Annotated in this window: 15 protein-coding genes; 7 read left to right on the top strand and 8 right to left on the bottom strand. The window is 67.2% G+C overall.

Features of this window, described 5'->3' with window-relative positions:
* Positions 1 to 383: 383 nt before the first annotated feature.
* Positions 384 to 638, bottom strand: coding sequence for a hypothetical protein (locus CA260_RS20730; RefSeq protein WP_111984971.1), 255 nt, complete (start codon positions 636 to 638; stop codon positions 384 to 386).
* A gap of 164 nt (positions 639 to 802) precedes the next feature.
* On the opposite strand from CA260_RS20730, the gene aroE reads away from it, so the two are divergent.
* Positions 803 to 1,633: a shikimate dehydrogenase gene (gene aroE, locus CA260_RS20725; protein WP_111984970.1), complete on the top strand. Its 831-nt coding sequence runs from the start codon at positions 803 to 805 to the stop codon at positions 1,631 to 1,633.
* A 30-nt stretch (positions 1,634 to 1,663) separates the two neighbouring features.
* Here the strand turns inward: aroE and CA260_RS20720 are convergent, their stop codons facing one another.
* From CA260_RS20720 to CA260_RS20710, 3 genes are all read right to left on the bottom strand, one after another.
* Entirely contained in the window at positions 1,664 to 2,623 is a 960-nt protein-coding gene (locus CA260_RS20720) for a hypothetical protein (protein ID WP_146745399.1), read from the bottom strand.
* A 406-nt stretch (positions 2,624 to 3,029) separates the two neighbouring features.
* Positions 3,030 to 4,979, bottom strand: a complete 1,950-nt coding sequence (locus CA260_RS20715; protein ID WP_172461944.1) for a S8 family serine peptidase — start codon at positions 4,977 to 4,979, stop codon at positions 3,030 to 3,032.
* A gap of 64 nt (positions 4,980 to 5,043) precedes the next feature.
* Positions 5,044 to 8,451, bottom strand: coding sequence for an ESPR-type extended signal peptide-containing protein (locus CA260_RS20710; RefSeq protein ID WP_172461943.1), 3,408 nt, complete (start codon positions 8,449 to 8,451; stop codon positions 5,044 to 5,046).
* A gap of 291 nt (positions 8,452 to 8,742) precedes the next feature.
* On the opposite strand from CA260_RS20710, the gene CA260_RS20705 reads away from it, so the two are divergent.
* Positions 8,743 to 10,179, top strand: coding sequence for a sensor histidine kinase (locus CA260_RS20705; protein ID WP_111984967.1), 1,437 nt, complete (start codon positions 8,743 to 8,745; stop codon positions 10,177 to 10,179).
* Here CA260_RS20705 and CA260_RS20700 read toward each other — a convergent pair.
* A complete protein-coding gene (locus CA260_RS20700) occupies positions 10,155 to 10,880 on the bottom strand; it encodes a response regulator transcription factor (RefSeq protein ID WP_111984966.1) in 726 nt (241 codons plus the stop codon). The two genes, CA260_RS20705 and CA260_RS20700, sit on opposite strands and share 25 nt — an antisense overlap.
* Before the next feature lie 252 nt (positions 10,881 to 11,132).
* On the opposite strand from CA260_RS20700, the gene CA260_RS20695 reads away from it, so the two are divergent.
* The 4 genes from CA260_RS20695 to CA260_RS20680 all read left to right on the top strand — a co-directional run bounded on the left by CA260_RS20695 (position 11,133) and on the right by CA260_RS20680 (position 15,059).
* Positions 11,133 to 12,899 (top strand): peptide-N4-asparagine amidase, encoded by a 1,767-nt coding sequence (locus CA260_RS20695; protein ID WP_111984965.1) that lies wholly within the window; start codon positions 11,133 to 11,135, stop codon positions 12,897 to 12,899.
* 151 nt (positions 12,900 to 13,050) lie between these two features.
* Complete coding sequence (locus CA260_RS20690; protein WP_111984964.1) at positions 13,051 to 14,064, top strand: TonB family protein; 1,014 nt, start codon at positions 13,051 to 13,053, stop codon at positions 14,062 to 14,064.
* 46 nt (positions 14,065 to 14,110) lie between these two features.
* The gene (locus CA260_RS20685; RefSeq protein ID WP_111984963.1) at positions 14,111 to 14,401 is read left to right on the top strand and encodes a hypothetical protein; all 291 of its coding nucleotides are present in this window, start codon (positions 14,111 to 14,113) and stop codon (positions 14,399 to 14,401) included.
* A gap of 124 nt (positions 14,402 to 14,525) precedes the next feature.
* Positions 14,526 to 15,059 carry a hypothetical protein gene (locus CA260_RS20680; protein WP_111984962.1) on the top strand — a complete coding sequence of 178 codons (534 nt, stop codon included), beginning with the start codon at positions 14,526 to 14,528 and terminating at the stop codon, positions 15,057 to 15,059.
* 6 nt (positions 15,060 to 15,065) lie between these two features.
* Here CA260_RS20680 and CA260_RS20675 read toward each other — a convergent pair whose 3' ends face one another.
* The 3 genes from CA260_RS20675 to CA260_RS20665 form a co-directional block, all read right to left on the bottom strand.
* The gene (locus CA260_RS20675) at positions 15,066 to 15,395 is read right to left on the bottom strand and encodes a low molecular weight protein tyrosine phosphatase family protein (RefSeq protein WP_111984961.1); all 330 of its coding nucleotides are present in this window, start codon (positions 15,393 to 15,395) and stop codon (positions 15,066 to 15,068) included.
* Positions 15,392 to 15,928, bottom strand: coding sequence for a gamma carbonic anhydrase family protein (locus CA260_RS20670; RefSeq protein WP_111984960.1), 537 nt, complete (start codon positions 15,926 to 15,928; stop codon positions 15,392 to 15,394). The genes CA260_RS20675 and CA260_RS20670 overlap by 4 nt, the downstream gene beginning before the upstream one ends.
* A gap of 157 nt (positions 15,929 to 16,085) precedes the next feature.
* Complete coding sequence (locus CA260_RS20665; RefSeq protein ID WP_111984959.1) at positions 16,086 to 17,798, bottom strand: patatin-like phospholipase family protein; 1,713 nt, start codon at positions 17,796 to 17,798, stop codon at positions 16,086 to 16,088.
* 114 nt (positions 17,799 to 17,912) lie between these two features.
* Here CA260_RS20665 and CA260_RS20660 point away from each other — a divergent pair, with 114 nt between their 5' ends.
* Complete coding sequence (locus tag CA260_RS20660) at positions 17,913 to 19,955, top strand: M3 family metallopeptidase (RefSeq protein WP_111984958.1); 2,043 nt, start codon at positions 17,913 to 17,915, stop codon at positions 19,953 to 19,955.
* The last annotated feature ends 40 nt before the right edge of the window (positions 19,956 to 19,995 follow it).

Genomic DNA, 19,995 nt, shown 5'->3' with positions numbered 1-19,995 from the left:
GGTGCCTCTTCATTCGGTTGTCGCGTCATCGCCCTGTAGGCTTTTCGCGCACTGGGTGCGCTCCTACAGAAAGCGATGGCGCGTTCTCGCGAGAGAGTGCTAAGTCAGCCCGGGACTGCCGGTGCGCCATCACTGCGAAGGTGCCGCCATCCGTCTATCGCAAGACGTCCACATCGCCACATGGTTGCCTCCCTTGTAGGAGCAGTGCTGGCGTTCCGGCAAGAATGCGGTGAGTGGGGGTTATTCCGGCAGCCCTTCCCTGGACTGCCGTCATGCGGCGCATTCCGTTGCGCCGTTCCTGCGAAGGTGCCCGCTATCCCAAGCCATCGCCGGACGTCCCACGTCGCGGTGCTCCGCACCGCGGCATCCACTGCCAGGTGAATTCAGTTCCAGATCAACGACGCGTTGCGGCGGCGGCGCGGGCGCAGGGCGCGCAGCAGTTGCCGCGGCAAGGCCGGTTCGAGCGCCAGCAGCAGCGCCAGGGGCGCGCCCATCAGCCAGAAGGCCGGCGTCCAGCCCAGGTCATCGGTGTGCGCCGGCGCCAACGTGGTAACCAGCAGCACGGTGCCGGCCAGCAGCCACAGCAGGGCCGCGCCGAGCAGGCGTTCGTGACGGGTGGTGGAAGCATTCGGGCGCATGGTCTTCGGTCCGTGGTGTCGATGGGCGAAGCCTGCACGGTGCTCATCTCAAAACCTGCGATGGCAACCGCGACCCCTATCCGCAGGCACCGAGACAGGCTGGTGTCGCTAAAATGGGCGACCCTTCCGCCGCCGGAAGGGCATCGAAGCCATCAGGAGTTCGCATGAGTGCAGGACAGTTCGCGGTGTTTGGCCACCCCATCAGCCATTCGCTGTCGCCGCAGATCCACCAGGCCTTCGCGCGCCAGTTCGGCCTGGAACTGGAATACCGCACCATCGACGCCGCGCCCGCGGACTTTGCTTCCGCCGTTCGCCAGTTCTTCCAGGCAGGCGGCCGCGGCGCCAACGTCACGCTTCCGCACAAAGCCGCTGCCTTCGAACTGGCGGACGAACGCAGCGCAGCCGCACAGCGCGCCGGAAGTGCCAACGTGTTGACCTTGCTGCCTGAAGGCCGCCTTGCGGCCCACAACACCGACGGCGACGGCATGGTGCGCGACATCACCGAGCGCCATCAGGTGGATCTGCGCGGCCACACGGCCCTTCTGTTGGGTGCGGGCGGTGCCGCTCACGGCGCGGCCTGGGCGCTGCTCGATGCCGGTGTGGAAACACTCACCATCGTCAATCGCACGCCGGAAACGGCCGATGCGCTGGCCGACGCCATCGGCGATCCGGCCCGTGCGCACACGCGCTATTGGGAAGACCTGGCCGACCTCGGCGCCTTCGACCTGATCGTCAACGCGACTTCCGCGGGCGTGCTGGGGAAGTCGCTCGACCTGCCCTTCGCCATCGTCGGCAATCGTGCCCTGTGCTACGACCTGTCCTATGGCAAGGCCGCGACCGACTTCCTCGCCTGGGCGCGCACGGCCGACGCGCGCTATGCGTTCGACGGCCTCGGCATGCTGGTGGAAACGGCTGCCGATGCCTTCGAGCTGTGGCACGGCAAGCGACCTGACACCGATCCGGTCTACCTCGAACTGCGTCAGCGCTACGGCTGATCTGAGCGCCGGGGATGGCGTCGAGCCGCTCTACAGATGTAGCGTGGCCGACAGCAGCATGGGCTGGTCGGCGTGTCCGTTCGGCGAGCGGAACTCATAGATCCATCGACACTGGAACTCGATGCCGCTGCCCAGCCAGCGGCTGCTCCAGCTGACCTGCGGGCCCACGCCCATGGCGAGTCCCGTATTCACGTCGGTTCCGGGAGGCTTTCCCGCCGCCGGGTTGAAGTCCATGTAGGGCTGCTCGATCAACGCGGCCACGCCACCGTAGCCCCAGCCGCTGGCGTTGCGGCGCATCACGAGCGCCTCGATGCGGCCGACCGCGACGTTCTGGTAACCGGCCACCGCCGTTCGCGAAAAACTGCCCAAGGCAACCACGGTCGACGCGTCCGCTTCGGACGCCGGCATGACCTTGGTGTAGGCGACCTTGGGCGTCAGCGTCCAGATGTTCGCGCTGGCAGCGATCAGGCGCGCGCTGCGCGAAGGCTGATTGCGCATGCTCATCTGCATCGACACCGCGACACGATCGGTCGCGCTGATGCGATAGCTCGCCGCGAATGGCGTGAAGTCGACGACCGTCGGATCGTCGACGTCCGACCAGCGTGGCATGTTCCACGCGGCAGGCATTCCCGTGGTAGCCGCCAGTGGAGCGGTATCCGGAACAGCGACCGCGGACGCGAATGTCCATCGCCCGAGTGTCCTGGACGACACCTGCAGGTAACCCGCGTTCGGAAACATGCGTGCATCCGCCACGCCCATGGCAACCAGGGTCGGCTGGGCGGATGCACTCGTCGACGACAGGGATGCCGGCGCGTAGGTCACGGTGCTGGCGCTGCCCAGAGGCGCGCGTAAAGACAGGGTGCTCGCATAGGGCAAAACCGACCCGGCCGTGCCGGGTCCGTCGGCATCCTGATCGGCGGCCAGCGCAGGCATCGCCGTGGCCAGGGCCAGCAACGACACTGCGACCGCCCCAAGTACGTTCGATGACATGGTGTTGCCCCCGATAGGAGCGATCGTCAACCAACGTATTCGCGGTAACCGCCGCGCGATCTTCAGTCGTCGGCAGCCACGACGAACCCGACAAGACCCGATACCGGATTTGCCTCACTTGCGGGGCGAAACAGTCAGAGCCTTGTCATTTAGGCATGAGACCCGTCAATCCAACGTGCATGGCGCGTGCCAGCGCCTTGAACAGTCATCGATGCGCCTGACGGTATGTCCATCGAGCGCAACCAAAGGTTGCGATGCGTCAAGCTGACGATTCCTTCACGCGACCGTGCCTCGCCTTCGAAACCTCGTCGACAGGGACGTCTGGACGTCCGATCGCAGATAAAAAAAGGCCCCGGTCCGTCTCCGGACCGGGGCCAATACTGCGGGATGGATGTAGCTTCCGACCTCAGTGCGCCGTGTAGCTGGCGAGCACCTGCACGTTGGCGAAATCCTTCACGCCAACCACCAGCACATACCAGGAGCCGGCTGCCACGGTCGTCTGCACGATCGATTCGCTGTTGCCCGGCTTCACTGATTTGAAGTCCGCGTTGCCACCATCGCTGGACGGCGGGTTGGCGCGCTTGGCAAACAACGACACGTCGCCCGTGCCGCCCATCGTGCGGATGGTGAGGTTGGTGGCGCCACCCGGTACGTCGATGCGGTAGAGGATCGCGTCACCGGCCTTGCCGCTGGCGGTGACGGCAACACCCGAGGTCAACGGGATGGATGGCGCCACCGAGTTGTAGTTCACCGCGGCGGCGATGGCGGAGTTGGCGTCGACGATACCTGCGCCGATCGGGTGGTCCGGCGTATTGGGGAAGTTGCGTGCCGAGTTCATCAGCGCCAGGCGGATCTGGTCCGGCGTGAGCGTGGCGTGGCCCGCCTCTTTCACCGCCTCGATCATCAGCGCGACGATGCCGCTCACGTGGGGCGTGGCCTGCGACGTGCCGGCCATGCCGCCGATCACGGGATTGCCCTGGCTCTCGGTAGTCGCGCTCGAGTTCACCGTGGACCACACGAAGCCCGCGTCCACCTGTGCACCGGTGTTGGCGTCGTTGGCATAGATGCCGCCGCCTGGCGCCGCAATGGTGACCGTGCTGCCGTAGTTGGAATAGAACGCGCGCTTGCCGGTGATGCCGACCGAAGCCACCGTGACCACGCCCGGGCAGCTGGCCGGCGTGTGGTTGGCAGCATCCTGGCTGTCGTTGCCCGCCGCCACGACCACCGTGGCGCCGCGTGCGATGGCACCGGCGATCGCCGTACCGCTGACGTCGCTCGCCGCGCAGGTGCCATCACCACCCAGGCTCATGCTGATGACCTGCGCGGGATTCGGGTTGTCGGGAATGCCATCCACGTGTCCACCGGACGCCCAGGTGATGGAGTCGGCGATATCGGAGGTGTAGCCGCCGCAATGGCCCAGCGCGCGGATCGGGATGACCTTGGCGTTGGTGGCGATGCCGTCCACGCCGGTGCCGTTGTTGTTGATCGCGGCGATGTTGCCGAACACGTGGCTGCCATGCCAGCTGCTGGCTTCGCCCGCGCTGGCGTTGCCGTCGAGGCACTGGGTGATGTACGGCTCGGCGTTGGTCCAGTCGCCCAGATCCCAGCCGCCGGGCGCGCGCCCGTCGGTGGTGCGGCCCGAGACGAGCGCGTCGTTGATCATGTCGTAACCGGCGCCGGCATAACCCTCGTTGAGGTCGCCGTGATGGATGACGCCGGTATCGATGATCGCCACCGTCACGCCGCTGCCATCGTAGTTGGGCCACGCCGACGAGGCGCCGCTGCCGCCCCAGTTGGCATAGGACGTCGTATCGCGGCCGACCTTCTCGACGGTGCCGTTGCCCGGGCGCATATGCCACTGCAGCGGGAAATAGGTGTCGTTCGGTGCGCTGCCACCCGGGCTGGCGCCTGCGGGGGCGACATAGTCCTTCACCGCATGCAGCATCACGTCCGGTTCGACGCCTGCCACCGCCGGATCGGAGGCAATCTGCTGCATCAGCGCCATCGCCTCGTTGCGGTCGAGCTTGCGGCTGGTGCGCACGAGGTCCGAGCCGATGGCGAGCTTGCGCTTCCAGGTGATGCCGAGCGCGGCGCCGGTGATTGCGTTGGCCGAGGCGTGCAGCTGGGCGCGCGATGCCGCCGCGGTAACGTTCTGTGTGGCCGCCGATGCGCTGCTGCGCTCGGCGCTGCCATTGCGGTAGGTAATGATGAAGCGATCGAAGTGCGTGGTCTTCTGCATCGTCCGCGTGTTGATCTTGGCGGCGATGTCTGCGGAAACCGTGGTGTCGGCGGCTTGAGCCGACGCAAAGCCGATGGCCGCGGCCAGCGCGGTCAGGCAGAGAAAGTTGCGTTTCATGGATATCCCCGAGTTGTTGTTCGCATGAAGCGAGGAGCGCCCGTGCAGGGCGCTCCTGCCTGCCTTACCAGCTGAAGCCGCCACCTACGCCGAACGAGCTCTCCGAGCCCGCCATCGACGCACCCACCGAAATGCTGGCGCGGTTGTTGTTGAACGCGCGCTGGTAGCCCACCGACAGCGCCTGCTGCCCGCTGTACGAACCGGCGCCCACGCCGACCCGGTTTTCGCCCGAGAGGCCGGACGTGTTGGCGGTCATCTGGGCCATCGCGGCACCCATCGCACCGACGCGGTCCACGCGACGATTGACCTTGTTGAACTGGTCGTTGACCTGGTTCTTGAAATTGCCCAGATCCGAGTTGGCGATGGCCTGGTCGGTGTACGCCTTGGCGGCATCGAGCGTCTTCTGGTCGCCGGCGTCGGCATAGGTCTTGGCCGTCGCCAGGGCTTCGTTCACCTGCCCCACGTTTGCCGCATCGGTGACGGCGGTGCCGGCAGCGACATGGGTCACGCGGCGCTGCGTCGTGGTGTTGCCCACCGATACCGTATCCGCCTCGTTGGCCACCGAGTCTGCGCCCAGCGCCACGGCGTTGCTGGCATTCGCCGTCACCTGCGCGCCCTGGCCGATGGCCGTGCCGGAAGCGGCGGCCACGCTGGTGTCCGCGCCCACGGCAACCGCATTCGTCGCCGCGGCGGAAATGGTGGCGTTGTTGCCCAGCGCCGTGCTGCCGTCCGCACCGATGGTGGCGCCCTTGCCAATCGCCGTATCGCGGCCATCCGTCGCCACGCTGCCACTGCCGATGGCCATGCCGTTGCCGCTGCCGGTCGGAACCGTCGACTGCAACGCATTGATGCGGCTACCAAGCAGGGTGAGGCTGCCATCCACGGCGGCGAACGCGTCACCTACCGAGTTATAGGCATTGCCCTGGACAAGATAGGTAGGCAGCACGAAGCCATTCCGCAAATCCATGACCGCGTTGCCGCCAAGGGCTGCGGCGAACGAACTTCCAAGGTGATCGACGCTAGCCTCAGCATTGACGCTCGCATCGGTCAGCGCTTGAGCGAGCTGTTGCACGTTGACGCCATCGGTGGCCGCAATGCCGGCGGCCATATTCGTCAGCCGCCGTTGGCTGATTGCGTTGCCGATCGATACGGTGTCCGCCTGGTCCGCGATAGAACCTGCACCCAACGCGACGGCATTTTGCCCCGTCACCTGCGAACCATTGCCGATCGATGTACCGGACGCGGCAGAGACGACGCTATTTGCGCCCAACGCGACAGCGTTCGTTGCGACGGCACCAATGATCGCTTGGTTACCGATGGCGGAGCCTCCGTCGGCACCTACGGAGGCACCGTCACCCAAGGCCGTGTCGTGCGCATCGGTTGCTACACTGCCATGGCCGATGGCCAGGCCATTTCCTGTCCCCAGAGGCATGCTCGACTGGACGGCGTTCACCTGCGAACTCAACTGGGTGAGACCTGAGCCCAGCGATGTCACGCTGCTGTCGAGCACCGTAAGCGCATCGCCAACCGAGTGATAGCTGCTTCCTTGGATCGCGTAGGTGGGCACCTGCAATCCCGTCGCCGTCATGGCGGCGCCGCCTCCGAGCGCGCTGGCTGTGCTTGTGCCGAGACCCGAAACGGCCTGGTCCATCTGCAGCTTGTTGACTGCATCGGTATCGGCCGTGCCCGCCGCAACGTGGACGATCTGGCGCTCTGCGCCTTCGCTGCCAACCGATACGGCATTGTCGCGATCGGCCATGGAGAACGCACCCAGCGCAACGGCATTGTCCGCCATGACCAAGCTGCCATAGCCAAGCGCTGTTCCGAAGTCGTTGAGGGCGACGGCACCGTTACCAAAGGCGGACGCTCCCATGCCGAGCGCGGCGCTGCCGGAACCGATGGTGGTCGAGTAATCGCCTTCGGCATCCGCACCAAAACCGCTCGACACCGACTGCTCGCCCGCGGCGATGGCGTTGATGCCCACGGCCAGGGACTGGTTGCGGCTTGCCGACGCGGCGGCACCAATGGCGATGGCGTCGCTGACGTTCTGTGAGGTGTCGGTCACGTCGGCGTTGGGGTTGCCCGCGATGGCGCCGTTGCCGATCGCCATGTTGCGCGTACCCATGCCGCCGCCGGCCCAGGCGTTGCTGCCGAGCGACATGTCGTTGGTGTAGGCGGCGATCGCGTTGTGGCCGAGCGCGACGCTGTCCTGTCCATAGGCGACGGCGCTGTTGCCCACGGCCGTGGCGTTGTCGTACTGCGTCAGGCTGTTGCGGCCTACGGCGACGGTGCCGTCGCCCGCAGCACGGGACTTGTAGCCGACCGCGACGGAGCCGCCCAGCGTGTCCGTGCCATCGGTGACCTGGCTGCCGCCCGCATACGAGAGCGTGCCCAGCGCCGTGCCGAAGTCGCCGAAGGAGACGGATGCCCCGCCGAAGGCGCTCGAACCGCGGCCGTAGGCCCAGGTCTTCTCGCCACCCGGCGAGGAGCTGCGCGGAATCACGCCATCGTTGTTGGCGTCGTACCAGCCGCCCACCGCCGTGGAACCGGAGCCGATGGCATAGGAACCCGTGCCCACGGCCACCGCGCCCGAACCGTAGCCGACCGCCTGCCGACCGATGGCGACTGCGTTGAGGCTGTTCTGCGCCAGGCCGGCCTGGTAGCCGATGGCCACGCCGTACTGAGCGTTGGAGTAGGCGATGGCGCCACCGCCGATCACCACGCTGTAGACCGAACCGCTCAGCACGCCGGACCTGTTGACGCCGTCGGTGGCCTCGGCGCCGTAGCCGATGACGATGGCACCGGTGGACAGCGAGTCCGCATAACCGCCGGTGCCGACCACGACGCCGTAATTGCCCTTTGCCTGGCTGCCGGTGCCCAGCACCATCGAGCCGTTGCCCGCCGCGGTACTGCCGTCGCCAAGCACGATGGCATTGGTGCCCGAGGCCGTGCTGCTGGCGCCGACCACCAGTGCGGAAGCGCCGGAGGCGTTGGCCTTGTAGCCCATGGCCAGGCCGTAGTCGGTGGCGGCGGTCGCGCCCGAACCCAGGGCCACGGCGTAGCTGCCGGCCGTGTTGGCGCCGGAACCGATGGCGACATCGTCATAGCCGCCCAGCGTGGCATTGACGGGACCGCTGGCGCTCGAGCCCGAGATCAACACGTAGGGCGTGGTGTCGGGAACGGCCGTGTTGGTGCCGGTCGTGACGCTGTCGGCGCTGACCAAGTTGCCTTGCGTCGCCGCGAGCGACGCGCAGGTCAGCGCATCGTTCGTCGCCCCCAGGCCGCTGCCGGGCCAGCCGAGGCCCGCGCAGGCCTGAGCCATCGGGCTCAGCGCGACACCGGCAAGCAGTACTGCGGAAGCGACCGCGCGGGATCCCGCGCCGCGGCCCTTGCCCATCCGGCTGGCCAGCTCGGACGCCACCACCATGGCGCCACGCGCGTGGCTCCAGACTTTGCTGTAGATCGTGTTCACCAGTTGTCTCCCCAGGGCCGCCTGCAGGCGCTCGTCACACGCTGGCTGCGATGCAGGAACTCCCCTCATGCATCACGGCCCGCGCCGGTCACGCGGCAATCCAAATGAAGGAAGGCGCGAGGCGCCTTCCGCTATGAAGCCGAGCGAGATTCCGCGAGCATCCCAGGCAAGTCACGCACCGATCTGCACCGCGCACACAGGCCTTCCGATGCTCACGAACTTCACGATTGCTCACCGCTCAAAAGCACGGAAAAATGGGCCGGCAAGCTGTCGCAACCGAGGCCAGATCCAGTGACCATTCCGGGACTACGCGCGGTGCGGGAATGGCTCGCCAAGGCACCGGCCAGCGATCCCGTTGATCGCCTCAATGCCCCTTTCATGCAGGTGCTGCTCATCGCCGTGGGCCTGGCCATCGTGCTGGTGCGCCTGTACGCCGCCGCGGTGGAACCGCAACTCGCCTTGCTTGCCATGGAAGACCTGCGGCAGGCGCTGGATCTGGGGACGGATGTGGTGATTGCGGTGTCGGCATGGGTCGGCGTCGTGCTGATCCGCCGCGGGCGTTTCCGCCTGGGCATCCGTCAATTCCTGGCGATCGTGCTGCTGTCGGCCGCGGCCGCCTATGCGGCCACCGGTTACAGCCATTCACCGCCTGATCCCACGCCCGTGTTGTTGATGGCGGTAGGCGGCATCGTGCTGGGACGGCGGACGCTGTGGAACATCTACGCGAGCCTGATGGGCGTGTTCGCACTGGGCCAACTTGCCGACAACCTGTGGCTGGGCGAGCGGCGCCCCTTGGGTTGGGACGCGTACCACACGTTGCCGATGCTGATGCTCGCCTACCTGCTGGTGGCGTTGATCCTCGACCAGACCATCGCCGCGTTGCGCAACACGCTGGCGCAGTCCATCCAGCGCGGCGAAGCGCTCGAGCTGGCCAACCGGCGGATCGCGCAGGAGATCGAAGAACGCGAGCGCACGCGCAACCAGCTGATCCATTCGCAGAAGATGGATGCCGTGGGCCGCGCGGCGAGCGGCGTGGCGCATGATTTCGGCAACGTGCTGAACGTGGTGCTGGGCTATGCCACGCAGCGCGAACAGCTGGCCGATCTGGGCACGCCCGCCTTGATCAACGCGCTGGAAGGCGTGGAGCTGGCAGCGCTGCGTGGATTGGCCATCAGTCGCAAACTGCTCAACTTCAGCCGGCAGGACGTGGACGGCACGCAGGTGTTCGATGCGGCGCGCGCCCTGGCGGAACTGGAGCCGATGCTGCGCCAGCTGCTGGGCCGCTATATCCAGCTCGAATGCGATGCCTGTGCGCAGCCCTTGCCGGTACTGCTGGACCGGGGCCAGTTCGAGTTGATGGTGCTCAACATCGCCGCCAATGCGCGCGACGCCATGCCCGATGGTGGTCGTTTTTCCGTCGCGTTGGCGCCGGGCGCATCACCGGCATGCCTGGAACTCATCCTGGCCGATACCGGTACCGGCATGAGCGCGGACGTGCAGGCGAAGGTGTTCGAGCCGTTCTATACCACCAAACCGTTCGGTCGCGGCACGGGGCTGGGTCTGTCAGTCGTCGCCAGTCTCGTGCATGCCGCGGGCGGAACGATCGAGGTCGTCAGCCAACCCGACCAGGGGACGCGGTTCCGCATCCAACTCCCGCTTCATCACGATGAGCCATCGGCGCCGCAGCTGGCGCCCGCGGCTCTTCAGGCATCGCCGGCGAACAGATAGCCCTGGCCACGCGAGGTGAGCAGCGGCAGGGGTTGGCCGGCCGAGTCCTGCGCCTTGCGGCGCAGGCGATGGACCATCATCTCCAGCCGGTGCGGGTCGAAGTCGTAGACGTCCGTCGCCAATGCCGCGATCAGGGTTTCGCGCGGTACCGGCTCGCCGCGCGATGCCACCAGCTGGCGCATCAGGCAGCGCTCCGGCGCCGTGAGTGGCAGCGCCTGGCCGGCGGGCGTGACCAGGCACCAGTCATCCGTGTCCAGGCGCCAGCGGCCTGTGCCTGCTTGCGCCTGCGTACCGCCGAGTCGTCGAGCGACGCTGTGCAGCGTCGCGGCCAGTACTTCGATGTTCACCGGCTTGTTGAGGAAAGCATCGGCGCCGCGCGTGAGTGCCTGGATGTGGTCGTCGCTGCCGGTGTTGGCAGTGAGCATGACGATGCCGAGATTGGAAATCTCCCGCAGGTGCTTCACCACGCTCAGTCCGTCTTCGTCGGGAAGGCCGATGTCCAGCACGACCATGTCGAAACTCTGGCGCAACATGTGACGGTAGAGCTCGGCAGCCGTGCCCGCGCCCGTTACTTCGAAACCGAAGTAGCGAAGACCTGGAAGAATGATGCCTTCACGCAGCTGCGCATCATCCTCGAGTACGCCAAGGCGCCATGCGCGCGCTGGTGTCGGCGGTTGGGTCGGTGCGGTTCGCTCGGTCATGCGGTGTTGCCGTGCTGCGATGGTCGAAAGGCGCACACTCTCGTTTCTCTTCTCCGCCCGCGTCAAGCAACGTGCCGAAATTAAGCCCGTTGCAAGCGTGATCGGCACGCCACCACGGCAATTTCACGACTTTTCTCACGATTTCTCACCGGGATTCCCCTTCTTTCATTTGGACGTCCGTAACCATCACGCCGCCCATACGCCGCTGTGCTAGCGTGCGCGCGGCAGGGGGCACGTCGTGGGGAGAACGTCATGGTGCCTTGGGGGTTTGTCCGCCGTCGTTTCGCGATGGCCGCGTTGCTGGTCTTGCTGGGTGGGGTGTCGGCGCAGAGCAGCGCGGATCCGGTGATCGGCTCGAACAATGTCGCAGTCGCCGATCCATCGGTGCCACGGCCACCGGGACAGCCGTGCGTGGTGACGCTGTTCACCGACGTAAGTTTCGACGATTTCAGCGCAAGGCCTTACAGCTATGCCCCGCCCACCGCATGCAGCGGCGCGTGGTCCAAGGTGGTGCTCGAAGCGGATTTCTCGGTGACCGCGGGTCGCCAGTACGACCGCACGGCGACGCTCTGGCTGGCGGGCGTGAACCTCTATTTCGGCACGACGCAGGAGCCGTCGGCGACGGTGTCGCCGGCATGGCACGTGGAACGCGATCTCACCGACTACTCGGCGCTGCTGCGCAACGCCGGCCAGGGACAGGCCGTGATCGGCAACCTGGTCAACAGCACCTATACCGGCGTGATCCATGGCAGTGCGCGCCTGCTGTTCTATCCGGCCACGCCGGTGGCGCGCGCGGCCGACACGCCGGATGCGGTCTATCCGCTCGGTGCCGATCCGGTCGGGAGCACCGCCACGTTGAACATGCCGAGCGACAAGCTGGCGCGGACGCTCACCTTGCCGACCAACGTGGAGCGCGCCTATCTCGACGTGTTCACGCAGAGCCAGAGCGGCGATGAGTTCTGGTACACCTGCGTGCCCGATCAGTACGCCGCGCAGGCGGAAGAATGCGGCGGCGGCAACTTCCGCGAAGCGGAGATCAGCATCGATGGCCAGCCGGCCGGCGTGGCGCCGGTGTATCCGTGGGTCTATACCGGCGGCATCGACCCTTACCTGTGGCGGCCGACACCGGGCGTGCAGGCGCTGAACTTCATGCCGTACAGGGTGGACCTCACGCCCTTCGCCGGCCAGCTCAGCGATGGCAACCCGCATGAAGTGGCGTTGCAGGTCGCCGGTGCGCACGGTTACTTCTCCGCCACCGCCACGTTGCTGATCTACCGCGATGCGCACGCGCAGCAGGTCACCGGCAGGATCACGCGCAACACGCTGGTCGGCCAGGCACCCACGCCGACCATCGGCAGCACGTTGGCCACTGACAGCAGCGGCAATACCGCCGGCGACATCACCACGGCACTGGACCGTCACTTCGTGATCGAGGGCTACGCGAACACGTCGCATGGTCGCGTGACCAGCACGGTGACGCAGCAGGTGGGCTTCGACGATCGCCAGACGTTCACCATCAACGCCACCACATATCGCCAGCAGACCTGGCAGAGCACGTGGTCCGACAGCGTGAGCGAGAGCCGCCTCGGCAAGCTGTTGACGGCGCAGCACAGCCAGCACGTCAGTTATCCCTTCACGCTCGACTACAACCAGCAGACCGGCAGCGACGGCAGCATCAGCGCGGCGTCGACGGTGCACCAGGGATACCTGCAGCACGTCGCCAAGCGGCTGCTCGGCATCAAGCTCTACGATGCGAAGATGCAGAACACCGTCGACAGCGCCGACACCCTGGTCTTCGACGCCAGCGGCGCCCTGGCCAGCCACAGCGGACAGCAGAGCGCGCAGACGTTCGACTTCCGCGATTCGCTGGGCGGCTGCTATCGCACCTCGCTGACCACCAAGGCGGGTGCACTGGCCAGCTATGACGAAGGAAAGGGCTGCATGGGCGGGCATAACCACGTGTCGTGGTTCGCCCACCCCGATGGCTCGCCGGACAGCAGCCTGCTGCCGGGCCATTGAGCGGCGGCGGCGCGCACGCGGCATCCGTCGCGTGTGCGCCGCGTCACAGCGGGCGAAGACAGGCAACATCTTCGCAACATGACCTCACTAGAGTGGCGCGCCCGTCGGCGTGCTGGTGCGCCGGTGTCCCCGTTCCCCACTGCGTGCCGCCATGTCCTTCGTTTCGTCGCACCGTCGTCACCATGGCGTCGTCCGCCATGGGCTATTGATCGTCATCGTCCTCATCGTTGCCGCGGCCGCGGTGATCTTCTGGGAACTGAAGTACCGCGCCAACGCCGATGAACCGGCGCAACAGGTGACGGCCGCGACAGGCCCGATCGTGCGTGAAGGCGCCGGCATCGACGAACTGCTGCAGCACGCGCGCCAGGCGATGGCCGAGCAGCGCCTGCTGGCGCCGGCCGGCAGCAACGCCTTCGAGCTGTACCTGGCCGTGCTCAGGCGCGAGCCCGGCAATCGCGTGGCGCAGGATGCCTTGCGCGAAATCTTCCCGTTCGCCTCGCGCGCCGCCGAGCAGACCATCGATGAAGGCAACCTCGACGAAGCGCAGCGGCAGATCTCCCTGCTTGCCAAGGCCGACCCGCAGAACTACACGCTGACCCTGCTGCAATCGAAGCTGCAGGCGCGTCGCGACGCCGCCGCACAGGAAGCGCAGCAGGTGGCCCAGCAACAAGCCAGACGCGAGGTGCAGGCAAGCAACGTCGCCACCGCCAGCAAGAGCGTGATGCCCGCGCCCGCCGTGCCCGTACCCGGCCCGCCAGCCGCTTCCGCGACCAAGCCGTCGACCGCGCCCACGCCGGCCGAGCAGGCCTTGGCCCAGCTGCACGTCGAATCGACCGCGGTCGAAGCCGCGCCGCGCCAGGTAGTGCGCGCACGCACCGCGCCTGGCGATGCGGCAGGCACGGTGGCGCCAGCGCTCACGCGCCGTGTCGAGCCGGTGTATCCGGCCGAAGCCCGCCGCACGCGCCGGCAAGGCTGGGTCGACGTGGTGTTCACCGTGCAGCCGGACGGCTCGGTCACCGGTGCCTCCGTCGCCGACGCCGATCCGCGCTACGTGTTCGATCGCGCCGCGCTCACCGCCGTGGGGCGCTGGCAGTTCACGCCAGGAACGCAGGACGGCAAGGCAGTGGCTTCGCAGGTGCGCCAGCGCATCGAGTTCCGTCTGTGAGCGGCCACGGCGCATAATCGGTGCAGGCCCGTCACGGAGACACGCCATGCGTCGTTCGCTGATCATCGCCGCCATCATCGCGGCCTGCGCCCTGGGTGGTTGTCACGACATGGCGCAACCTGCGCCGGTCGTCGTGCACGGCTACGTGACCGACATGAAGGCCTTCGACGCGTTCATCGCGACGCGCCCGACACCGGAGCAGTTCCGCGCGCGCTATCCCGACGTGCAACTGCTGTTGCCGGGCAGCATCTCCACCATGGAGATGCGCTACAACAATAGCCGCTACTACCCCGAGCTGGACAAGGACGGCCGCATCACCGGCGGCCACTTCAGCTGACCGCGGCGCGTTTGGACGTCCAGACGAGTCACACCGCTGACATGTGGCGTCGCTAATGTGACAGTTCCGCCGGGGAACTGAGGACCAGTCGACCCTGTGTGCGGGACTCCACTGCAGCGGTGTCATGTCCAGTACTGTGTCTTCGGCGCCCAACCGGCGCGTGCTTGTCGTTGCTTCTCTCGTCGCGGCGATCGCCGTGGTGGGCGGCGTGTTCTGGTGGCTGCATGGAGGCAAGGCGACCGCATCCGCCGCGGTGGGCAGCCAGGCGGACAGCAAGGACGACAGCGGCGTATCCATCCTGTTGGACCTGGCGCAGACCGCGGTGAAGGAAAAGCGCCTGGTCGCGCCGGCGGGCAGCAACGCCTACGAGTTCTATCTCTCGGTGCTGCAGCTCGATCCGCAGAACAAGGCGGCGCAGGAACAGCTGCACGAATCGTTCCCGGCCGCATCGGCCGACGTCGAGCGTTCCATCAACGACAACAGCCTGGACGAAGCGCAACGCGAGCTTTCGCTGCTGCGCGAATTCGACAGCACCAATTACATCCTCTCGCTACTGGGCGGCAAGCTCGACGCGCAGCGGCAGATCCAGATCCGACAGGATGAAGCCCGTGCCGCCGTCATCCAGGCGCAGCAGTCCGCGGGCGGTCCGGCGCAGTAGGCGCGCTCAGCGCAGCAGCGGCCCGGCCTTGCGCAGCAGCAGCTCGACCAGTTCGGGCTGCATGTAGGTGTAGCGGTCGGGGATATCCAGGCACACCACGCGCTTGTCGCGCAGGTGCGCGCCATGGCGCGACTGCAGGCGTCGGCGGTGCGCGCTTTCCATCACCACGATGAGTTCGGCCCAGTCCAGCTGATCGGACGACAGCACCGTTTCCGCATCGTCGGCCAGCCCGGCGGAGTCCACCTCGATACCGGGCCAGTCCGCGAAGACCGCGGCGGCCGTGGGGCTGCGCAGCCGATGACGGCTGCACAGGAACAACACGCGGCGTGGCGTCATTGCGCGGCGAGGTATTCGTCTTTCAGCCGCACGTAGTGGTCGGCCGAATAATGCAGCTGCTCGATCTGCGTGTCGGTGAGCATGCGCACGCGCTTGGCCGGGTTGCCCAACCACAGCTCGCCCTCGCCCACCACCTTGCCCGGCGGGATGACGCTACCGGCGCCGACGAAACCGTGCTTCTTCACCACCGCGCCGTCGAGCACGACGGCGTGCATGCCGATCAGGCAGTAGTCCTCGATGGTGCAGGCATGCAGCACGGCGGCGTGGCCCACGGTCACGCCTTCGCCAACGATGGTCGGCATGCCGCCCGGCGTGTACGGACCATCGTGCGTGACGTGCACGATGGCGCCGTCCTGGATGCTGGTGCGCGCGCCGATGCGGATGAAGTTGACGTCGCCGCGCAGCACGGCGCCGGGCCAGATCGACACGTCATCGGCGAGTTCGACATCGCCTATCACGCTGGCCATCGGGTCGACGTACACGCGCTGGTGCAGGGTGGGCCATATGCCCTTGTATTTGCGTAGAGGGTCCATGCGCCTATGGTAACCCCGTCGCCGCATCACGCCGCTATTTGTAGGAGCGCACCCAGTGCGCGATCAGCCGACGAAGCGACGTCATCGTGAGGGCCATGTCGCGACAACCTGAAACTGTGGTGACGACACCGCGCCGCGGTCGGCACTGGGTGCGCTCCTACGGTTTTTCGAGCACTTTCATGGTGTGCTCGTAACCCGCATCGATCGCGCGCTGCCAATCCTTCCAGTCGAGCATGCCGATGTGCTCCAGCGGCGGCGTGATCAGCAGGTCGGCGCGTTCGCGGCGGTGCTCGCTCGGACCTTCGCTGTTGACCATGGCGGCGCGCACCAAGGTCGACACCAGGCCCGGTCGTCGCACGTCCTGGTTGCGCCACAGCAGCTGCCACCAGGGCGGCGTGGCGAATTCCTCGGCCGTGGTTAGCAGCGAGATCTCCGCGCGGATGTCGATGGCCGTGACGTGTGCGATGCCGTCGTCGGCCATCACGTCGGTGGGCAGGTTGTTGACCAGCGCACCATCGACGTAGACGCGCCCCTGGTTCAATACCGGCGGCAGCACGCCGGGAATCGCGCTCGATGCACGCAGCCACAGCCATAGCGGCCCGCGCCGATGCACCACCATGCCTTCGCCCGACAGGCAGGTGGACACGCAGAAGAACGGCAGCGACAGATCCTCGATCGCCAGCGCGCCGAACGAGCGCCGCAACATGCCGGCGGCACGGCGGCCACGGGTCAGCGCCACCACCGGCACGGTCCAGTCCGACAGCGGCCGGCCTTCGACGAAGTGGCGACGGAAGTCTTCCACCATCTCGTCCAGCTCCCAGCCGGCCGCCACGCCCGCGCCGATGATGGCGCCGATGCTGGTGCCGCCCACGGCATCGAACGTGTGTCCGGCTTCGCGCAGGGCACGCAACGCGCCGAAGTGCGCGACGCCGCGCGCACCGCCACCGGCGAGCACCAGCCCGCGTGCGTGGCCGCTGACCCATCGCGCCAGCCGCGCGATATCGCCGCGGCCTCCGACATGGTGGTGCTGCAGCTCGCCGCTGAACTGGCTGCGCCAGCGCTGCGCCGCGCCCAGGCTGGGCTGGCGCCCGGCATGGAGCAGGATCAGGTGGCGCGCACGATGGCCGGCCAGGGCAGGATCGCGCGGCATGGCTTCCGGCCACGGCTGTTCGGGTTGCGCGGCCATGGCGGGAAGCAGCAGCACGTCAGCCTGGCGCAGGCACCGCTGCCGCCAGTGGCTGTCACCGGTGCTGTCCAGATAGATCAGGAAGCGTACCTGCGATTCCTTCTCGGCGAACCAGTCGCTGCCTCGTCCCGCGCCGTGCTCGGCGTCGATCACGAGGCAGCTGCCCCACTGCTCCAGCTCCATCGCCAGCTGCATGGCCAGCGAGCGCGCTGGCACATCGGCACTGGCGGGAAGCAGGGCAAAGGTGCGAGGCGCATCGGGAGGCTGGTCGCCGCGCATGCGTTCCTGCAGTCGCGTGATGGCCATGCGTGCGACGCCCAGCATGGCATGCGGGTGTTCGCGCACGAGGGCTTCGAAGGCGTCGCGGTCCAGCCGCAGCAGCTCGGTATCGCGCAATGCACGTGCGGTGTGCTGGCGGCCTTCACCGGTGATCAGCCCGACCTCGCCCACGCTGTCGCCAGCTGCCACCAGGCGGACCCGTTCGGTGGGCCCGTCGAACACGCCCAGGCTGCCGCGTACCACCAGGTACAAGGCATCGGCAGGGTCGTCCCGGTGGAACAGCGTGCGGCCACCGGGCAGTGAAAACCATTGGAGTTCAGGGGCCAGCGCGGCGAGCGCCTCCTCCCCCAGGTGCCCGAACACGTCGCTTCGACGCAGCAGGGCGGAGAAATCAGGCATGGGCATGCAGGTAGCGTAGGCAGGGGATGTGACAAATCGTGAGCGCGGGCTGGCTGGGCGCCGGAGGTGCGCTTGATTTCACCAGGACGGGTCGCCACGCTGGCGTGACTGGAGGAATTCATGGAACAACACAATCCGCTGCTGGCCGACGACACGTTGCCGGCGTTTTCGCAGATCCGTCCCGAGCACGTCACGCCGGCGATCGACACCATCCTGGCCGACTACCGCGCAGGCATTGATGCGTTGACCGCTCCTGGCGCGCCGCACGACTTCGCCAGCGTGATGCTCACGCAAGAGCGCCTCGAGCAGCGGCTCGCCCGCGCCTGGTCGCCGGTGAGCCACCTGCATTCGGTGGCCGACAGCGAGGCGTTGCGCGAGGTCTACGGACCCGCGGAAGAAAAACTCACCGAACATTCGATCGAGCTCGGCCAGAACCGCGCGCTCTATCAAGCCGTGCAGGCCTTGGCCGATGCACCGGATTTCGCCGGCCTGCCGCGCCCCGAGCGCGCGCTGGTGGAACATGCGCTGCGCGATTTCCGCCTGTCCGGCGTGGCGCTGGAGGAACCGGCGCGCACGCGCTTCCGCGAGATCGGCGTGGAGCTGAGCCGGCTTTCCACCGAATTTTCCAATGCCGTGCTCGACGCCACCGACGCGTGGCACGAGCACATCACCGATGAGCGCGACCTCGCCGGCATTCCCGAATCCGGCCGCGCGGTGCTGCGCCAGTACGCCAAGGAGCAGAAGCTCGAGGGTTACCTCGTCACGCTCAAGCAGCCCAGCGTGCAGGCCGTGCTCACCTATGCCGACAACCGCGGCCTGCGCGAGCGCGTGTACTGGGCCTATCAGACGCGTGCCTCCGATCAGGGCCCGCATGCCGGCAAGTTCGACAACAGCGCGCGCATCGATCGCATCATGGCCTTGCGCTACGAGGCGGCCCAACTGCTCGGCTTCGCCAACGCGGCGGAGGAATCGCTGGCCACCAAGATGGCCGCCTCGCCCGCGCAGGTGATGGAGTTCCTGCACGATCTCGCCGAACGCGCCAAGCCGGTGGCGCGCGCCGAACTCACCAAGCTGCGCGAGTTCGCCACCACCGAACTGAAACTCGACAACCTCGAGTCCTGGGATGTGGGCTACGCCTCGGAGAAGCTGCGCCAGCAGCAGTACGACCTCGACGAGGAACAGCTCAAGCCCTACTTCCCGCTGCCGGCGGTGATCGACGGCCTGTTCGGCCTTACCCAGCGCCTCTATGGCATGTCGCTGAGCGTGCGCGAGGACGTCGACACCTGGCATCCGGATGTCCGCTACTACGACGTGCGCGATGCCGACGGTCGCGTGTTCGCCGGCGCCTACGTGGATCTCTATGCGCGCAACGGCAAGCGCGGCGGCGCATGGATGGACGTATGCCGCGCCCGCTTCCGCGATGGCGACGAAGAACAGTTGCCGGTGGCCTTCCTCACCTGCAACTTCGCGCCGCCGACCGAGGGCAAGCCGGCGCTGCTCACGCACGACGACGTGCTCACGCTGTTCCACGAATTCGGCCACGGCCTGCACCACCTGCTCACCGAGATCGCGCTGCCGTCCATCGGCGGCATCGACGGCGTGGAATGGGACGCGGTGGAACTGCCCAGCCAGTTCATGGAGAACTTCGGCTGGAACCGCGAGGCGCTGGACCTGTTCGCGCGCCACTACGAAACCGGCGAGCCCCTGCCCGACGAACTGTTCCAGCGCATGCTGGCGGCGCGGCATTTCCATGCCGGCCTGTTCCTGGTGCGACAGCTGGAATTCGCCATGTTCGATTTCCTGCTGCACCTGGAATACGACCCGGCCAAGGGCGCGCGCGCGATGGAAGTGCTGGAGGAAGTACGCCACGACGTGGCCGTGCTGCATCCCCCGGCATGGCAGCGCTTTCCGCATGCGTTCTCGCACATCTTCGCGGGCGGCTACGCGGCCGGCTACTACAGCTACCTGTGGGCCGAGCTGCTGAGCGCCGACGCCTTCGGCGAGTTCGAGGAGCACGGCGTGATTGATCGCGCCACCGGTGACCGCTTCCGCCGCGAGATCCTCTCCGTCGGCGCCAGCCGCCCCGCCATGGAAAGCTTCGTCGCCTTCCGCGGCCGCGCACCGGAGCCCGAGGCGCTGCTCAGGAGCCACGGCCTGGCGTGATCGCCGCCGCCCTCCGCCAGGGAAGGCGGAGCAGGCGCGA

This window comes from Dyella jiangningensis, from assembly GCF_003264855.1.
GTDB classification, from domain to species: Bacteria; Pseudomonadota; Gammaproteobacteria; order Xanthomonadales; family Rhodanobacteraceae; genus Dyella; species Dyella jiangningensis_C.
Note: the sequence above shows the minus strand (reverse complement) of the source record. Positions and strands in the feature narration are given on the sequence as shown.

Excerpts from the sequence above, each read along its gene's own strand:
- CA260_RS20730 (WP_111984971.1), bottom strand. The coding sequence starts at position 638 with ATGCGCCCGAATGCTTCCACCACCCGTCACGAACGCCTGCTCGGCGCG.
- aroE (WP_111984970.1), top strand. The coding sequence starts at position 803 with ATGAGTGCAGGACAGTTCGCGGTGTTTGGCCACCCCATCAGCCATTCG.
- CA260_RS20720 (WP_146745399.1), bottom strand. The coding sequence starts at position 2,623 with ATGTCATCGAACGTACTTGGGGCGGTCGCAGTGTCGTTGCTGGCCCTG.
- CA260_RS20715 (WP_172461944.1), bottom strand. The coding sequence starts at position 4,979 with ATGAAACGCAACTTTCTCTGCCTGACCGCGCTGGCCGCGGCCATCGGC.
- CA260_RS20700 (WP_111984966.1), bottom strand. The coding sequence starts at position 10,880 with ATGACCGAGCGAACCGCACCGACCCAACCGCCGACACCAGCGCGCGCA.
- CA260_RS20695 (WP_111984965.1), top strand. The coding sequence starts at position 11,133 with ATGGTGCCTTGGGGGTTTGTCCGCCGTCGTTTCGCGATGGCCGCGTTG.
- CA260_RS20690 (WP_111984964.1), top strand. The coding sequence starts at position 13,051 with ATGTCCTTCGTTTCGTCGCACCGTCGTCACCATGGCGTCGTCCGCCAT.
- CA260_RS20685 (WP_111984963.1), top strand. The coding sequence starts at position 14,111 with ATGCGTCGTTCGCTGATCATCGCCGCCATCATCGCGGCCTGCGCCCTG.
- CA260_RS20680 (WP_111984962.1), top strand. The coding sequence starts at position 14,526 with ATGTCCAGTACTGTGTCTTCGGCGCCCAACCGGCGCGTGCTTGTCGTT.
- CA260_RS20675 (WP_111984961.1), bottom strand. The coding sequence starts at position 15,395 with ATGACGCCACGCCGCGTGTTGTTCCTGTGCAGCCGTCATCGGCTGCGC.
- CA260_RS20670 (WP_111984960.1), bottom strand. The coding sequence starts at position 15,928 with ATGGACCCTCTACGCAAATACAAGGGCATATGGCCCACCCTGCACCAG.
- CA260_RS20665 (WP_111984959.1), bottom strand. The coding sequence starts at position 17,798 with ATGCCCATGCCTGATTTCTCCGCCCTGCTGCGTCGAAGCGACGTGTTC.
- CA260_RS20660 (WP_111984958.1), top strand. The coding sequence starts at position 17,913 with ATGGAACAACACAATCCGCTGCTGGCCGACGACACGTTGCCGGCGTTT.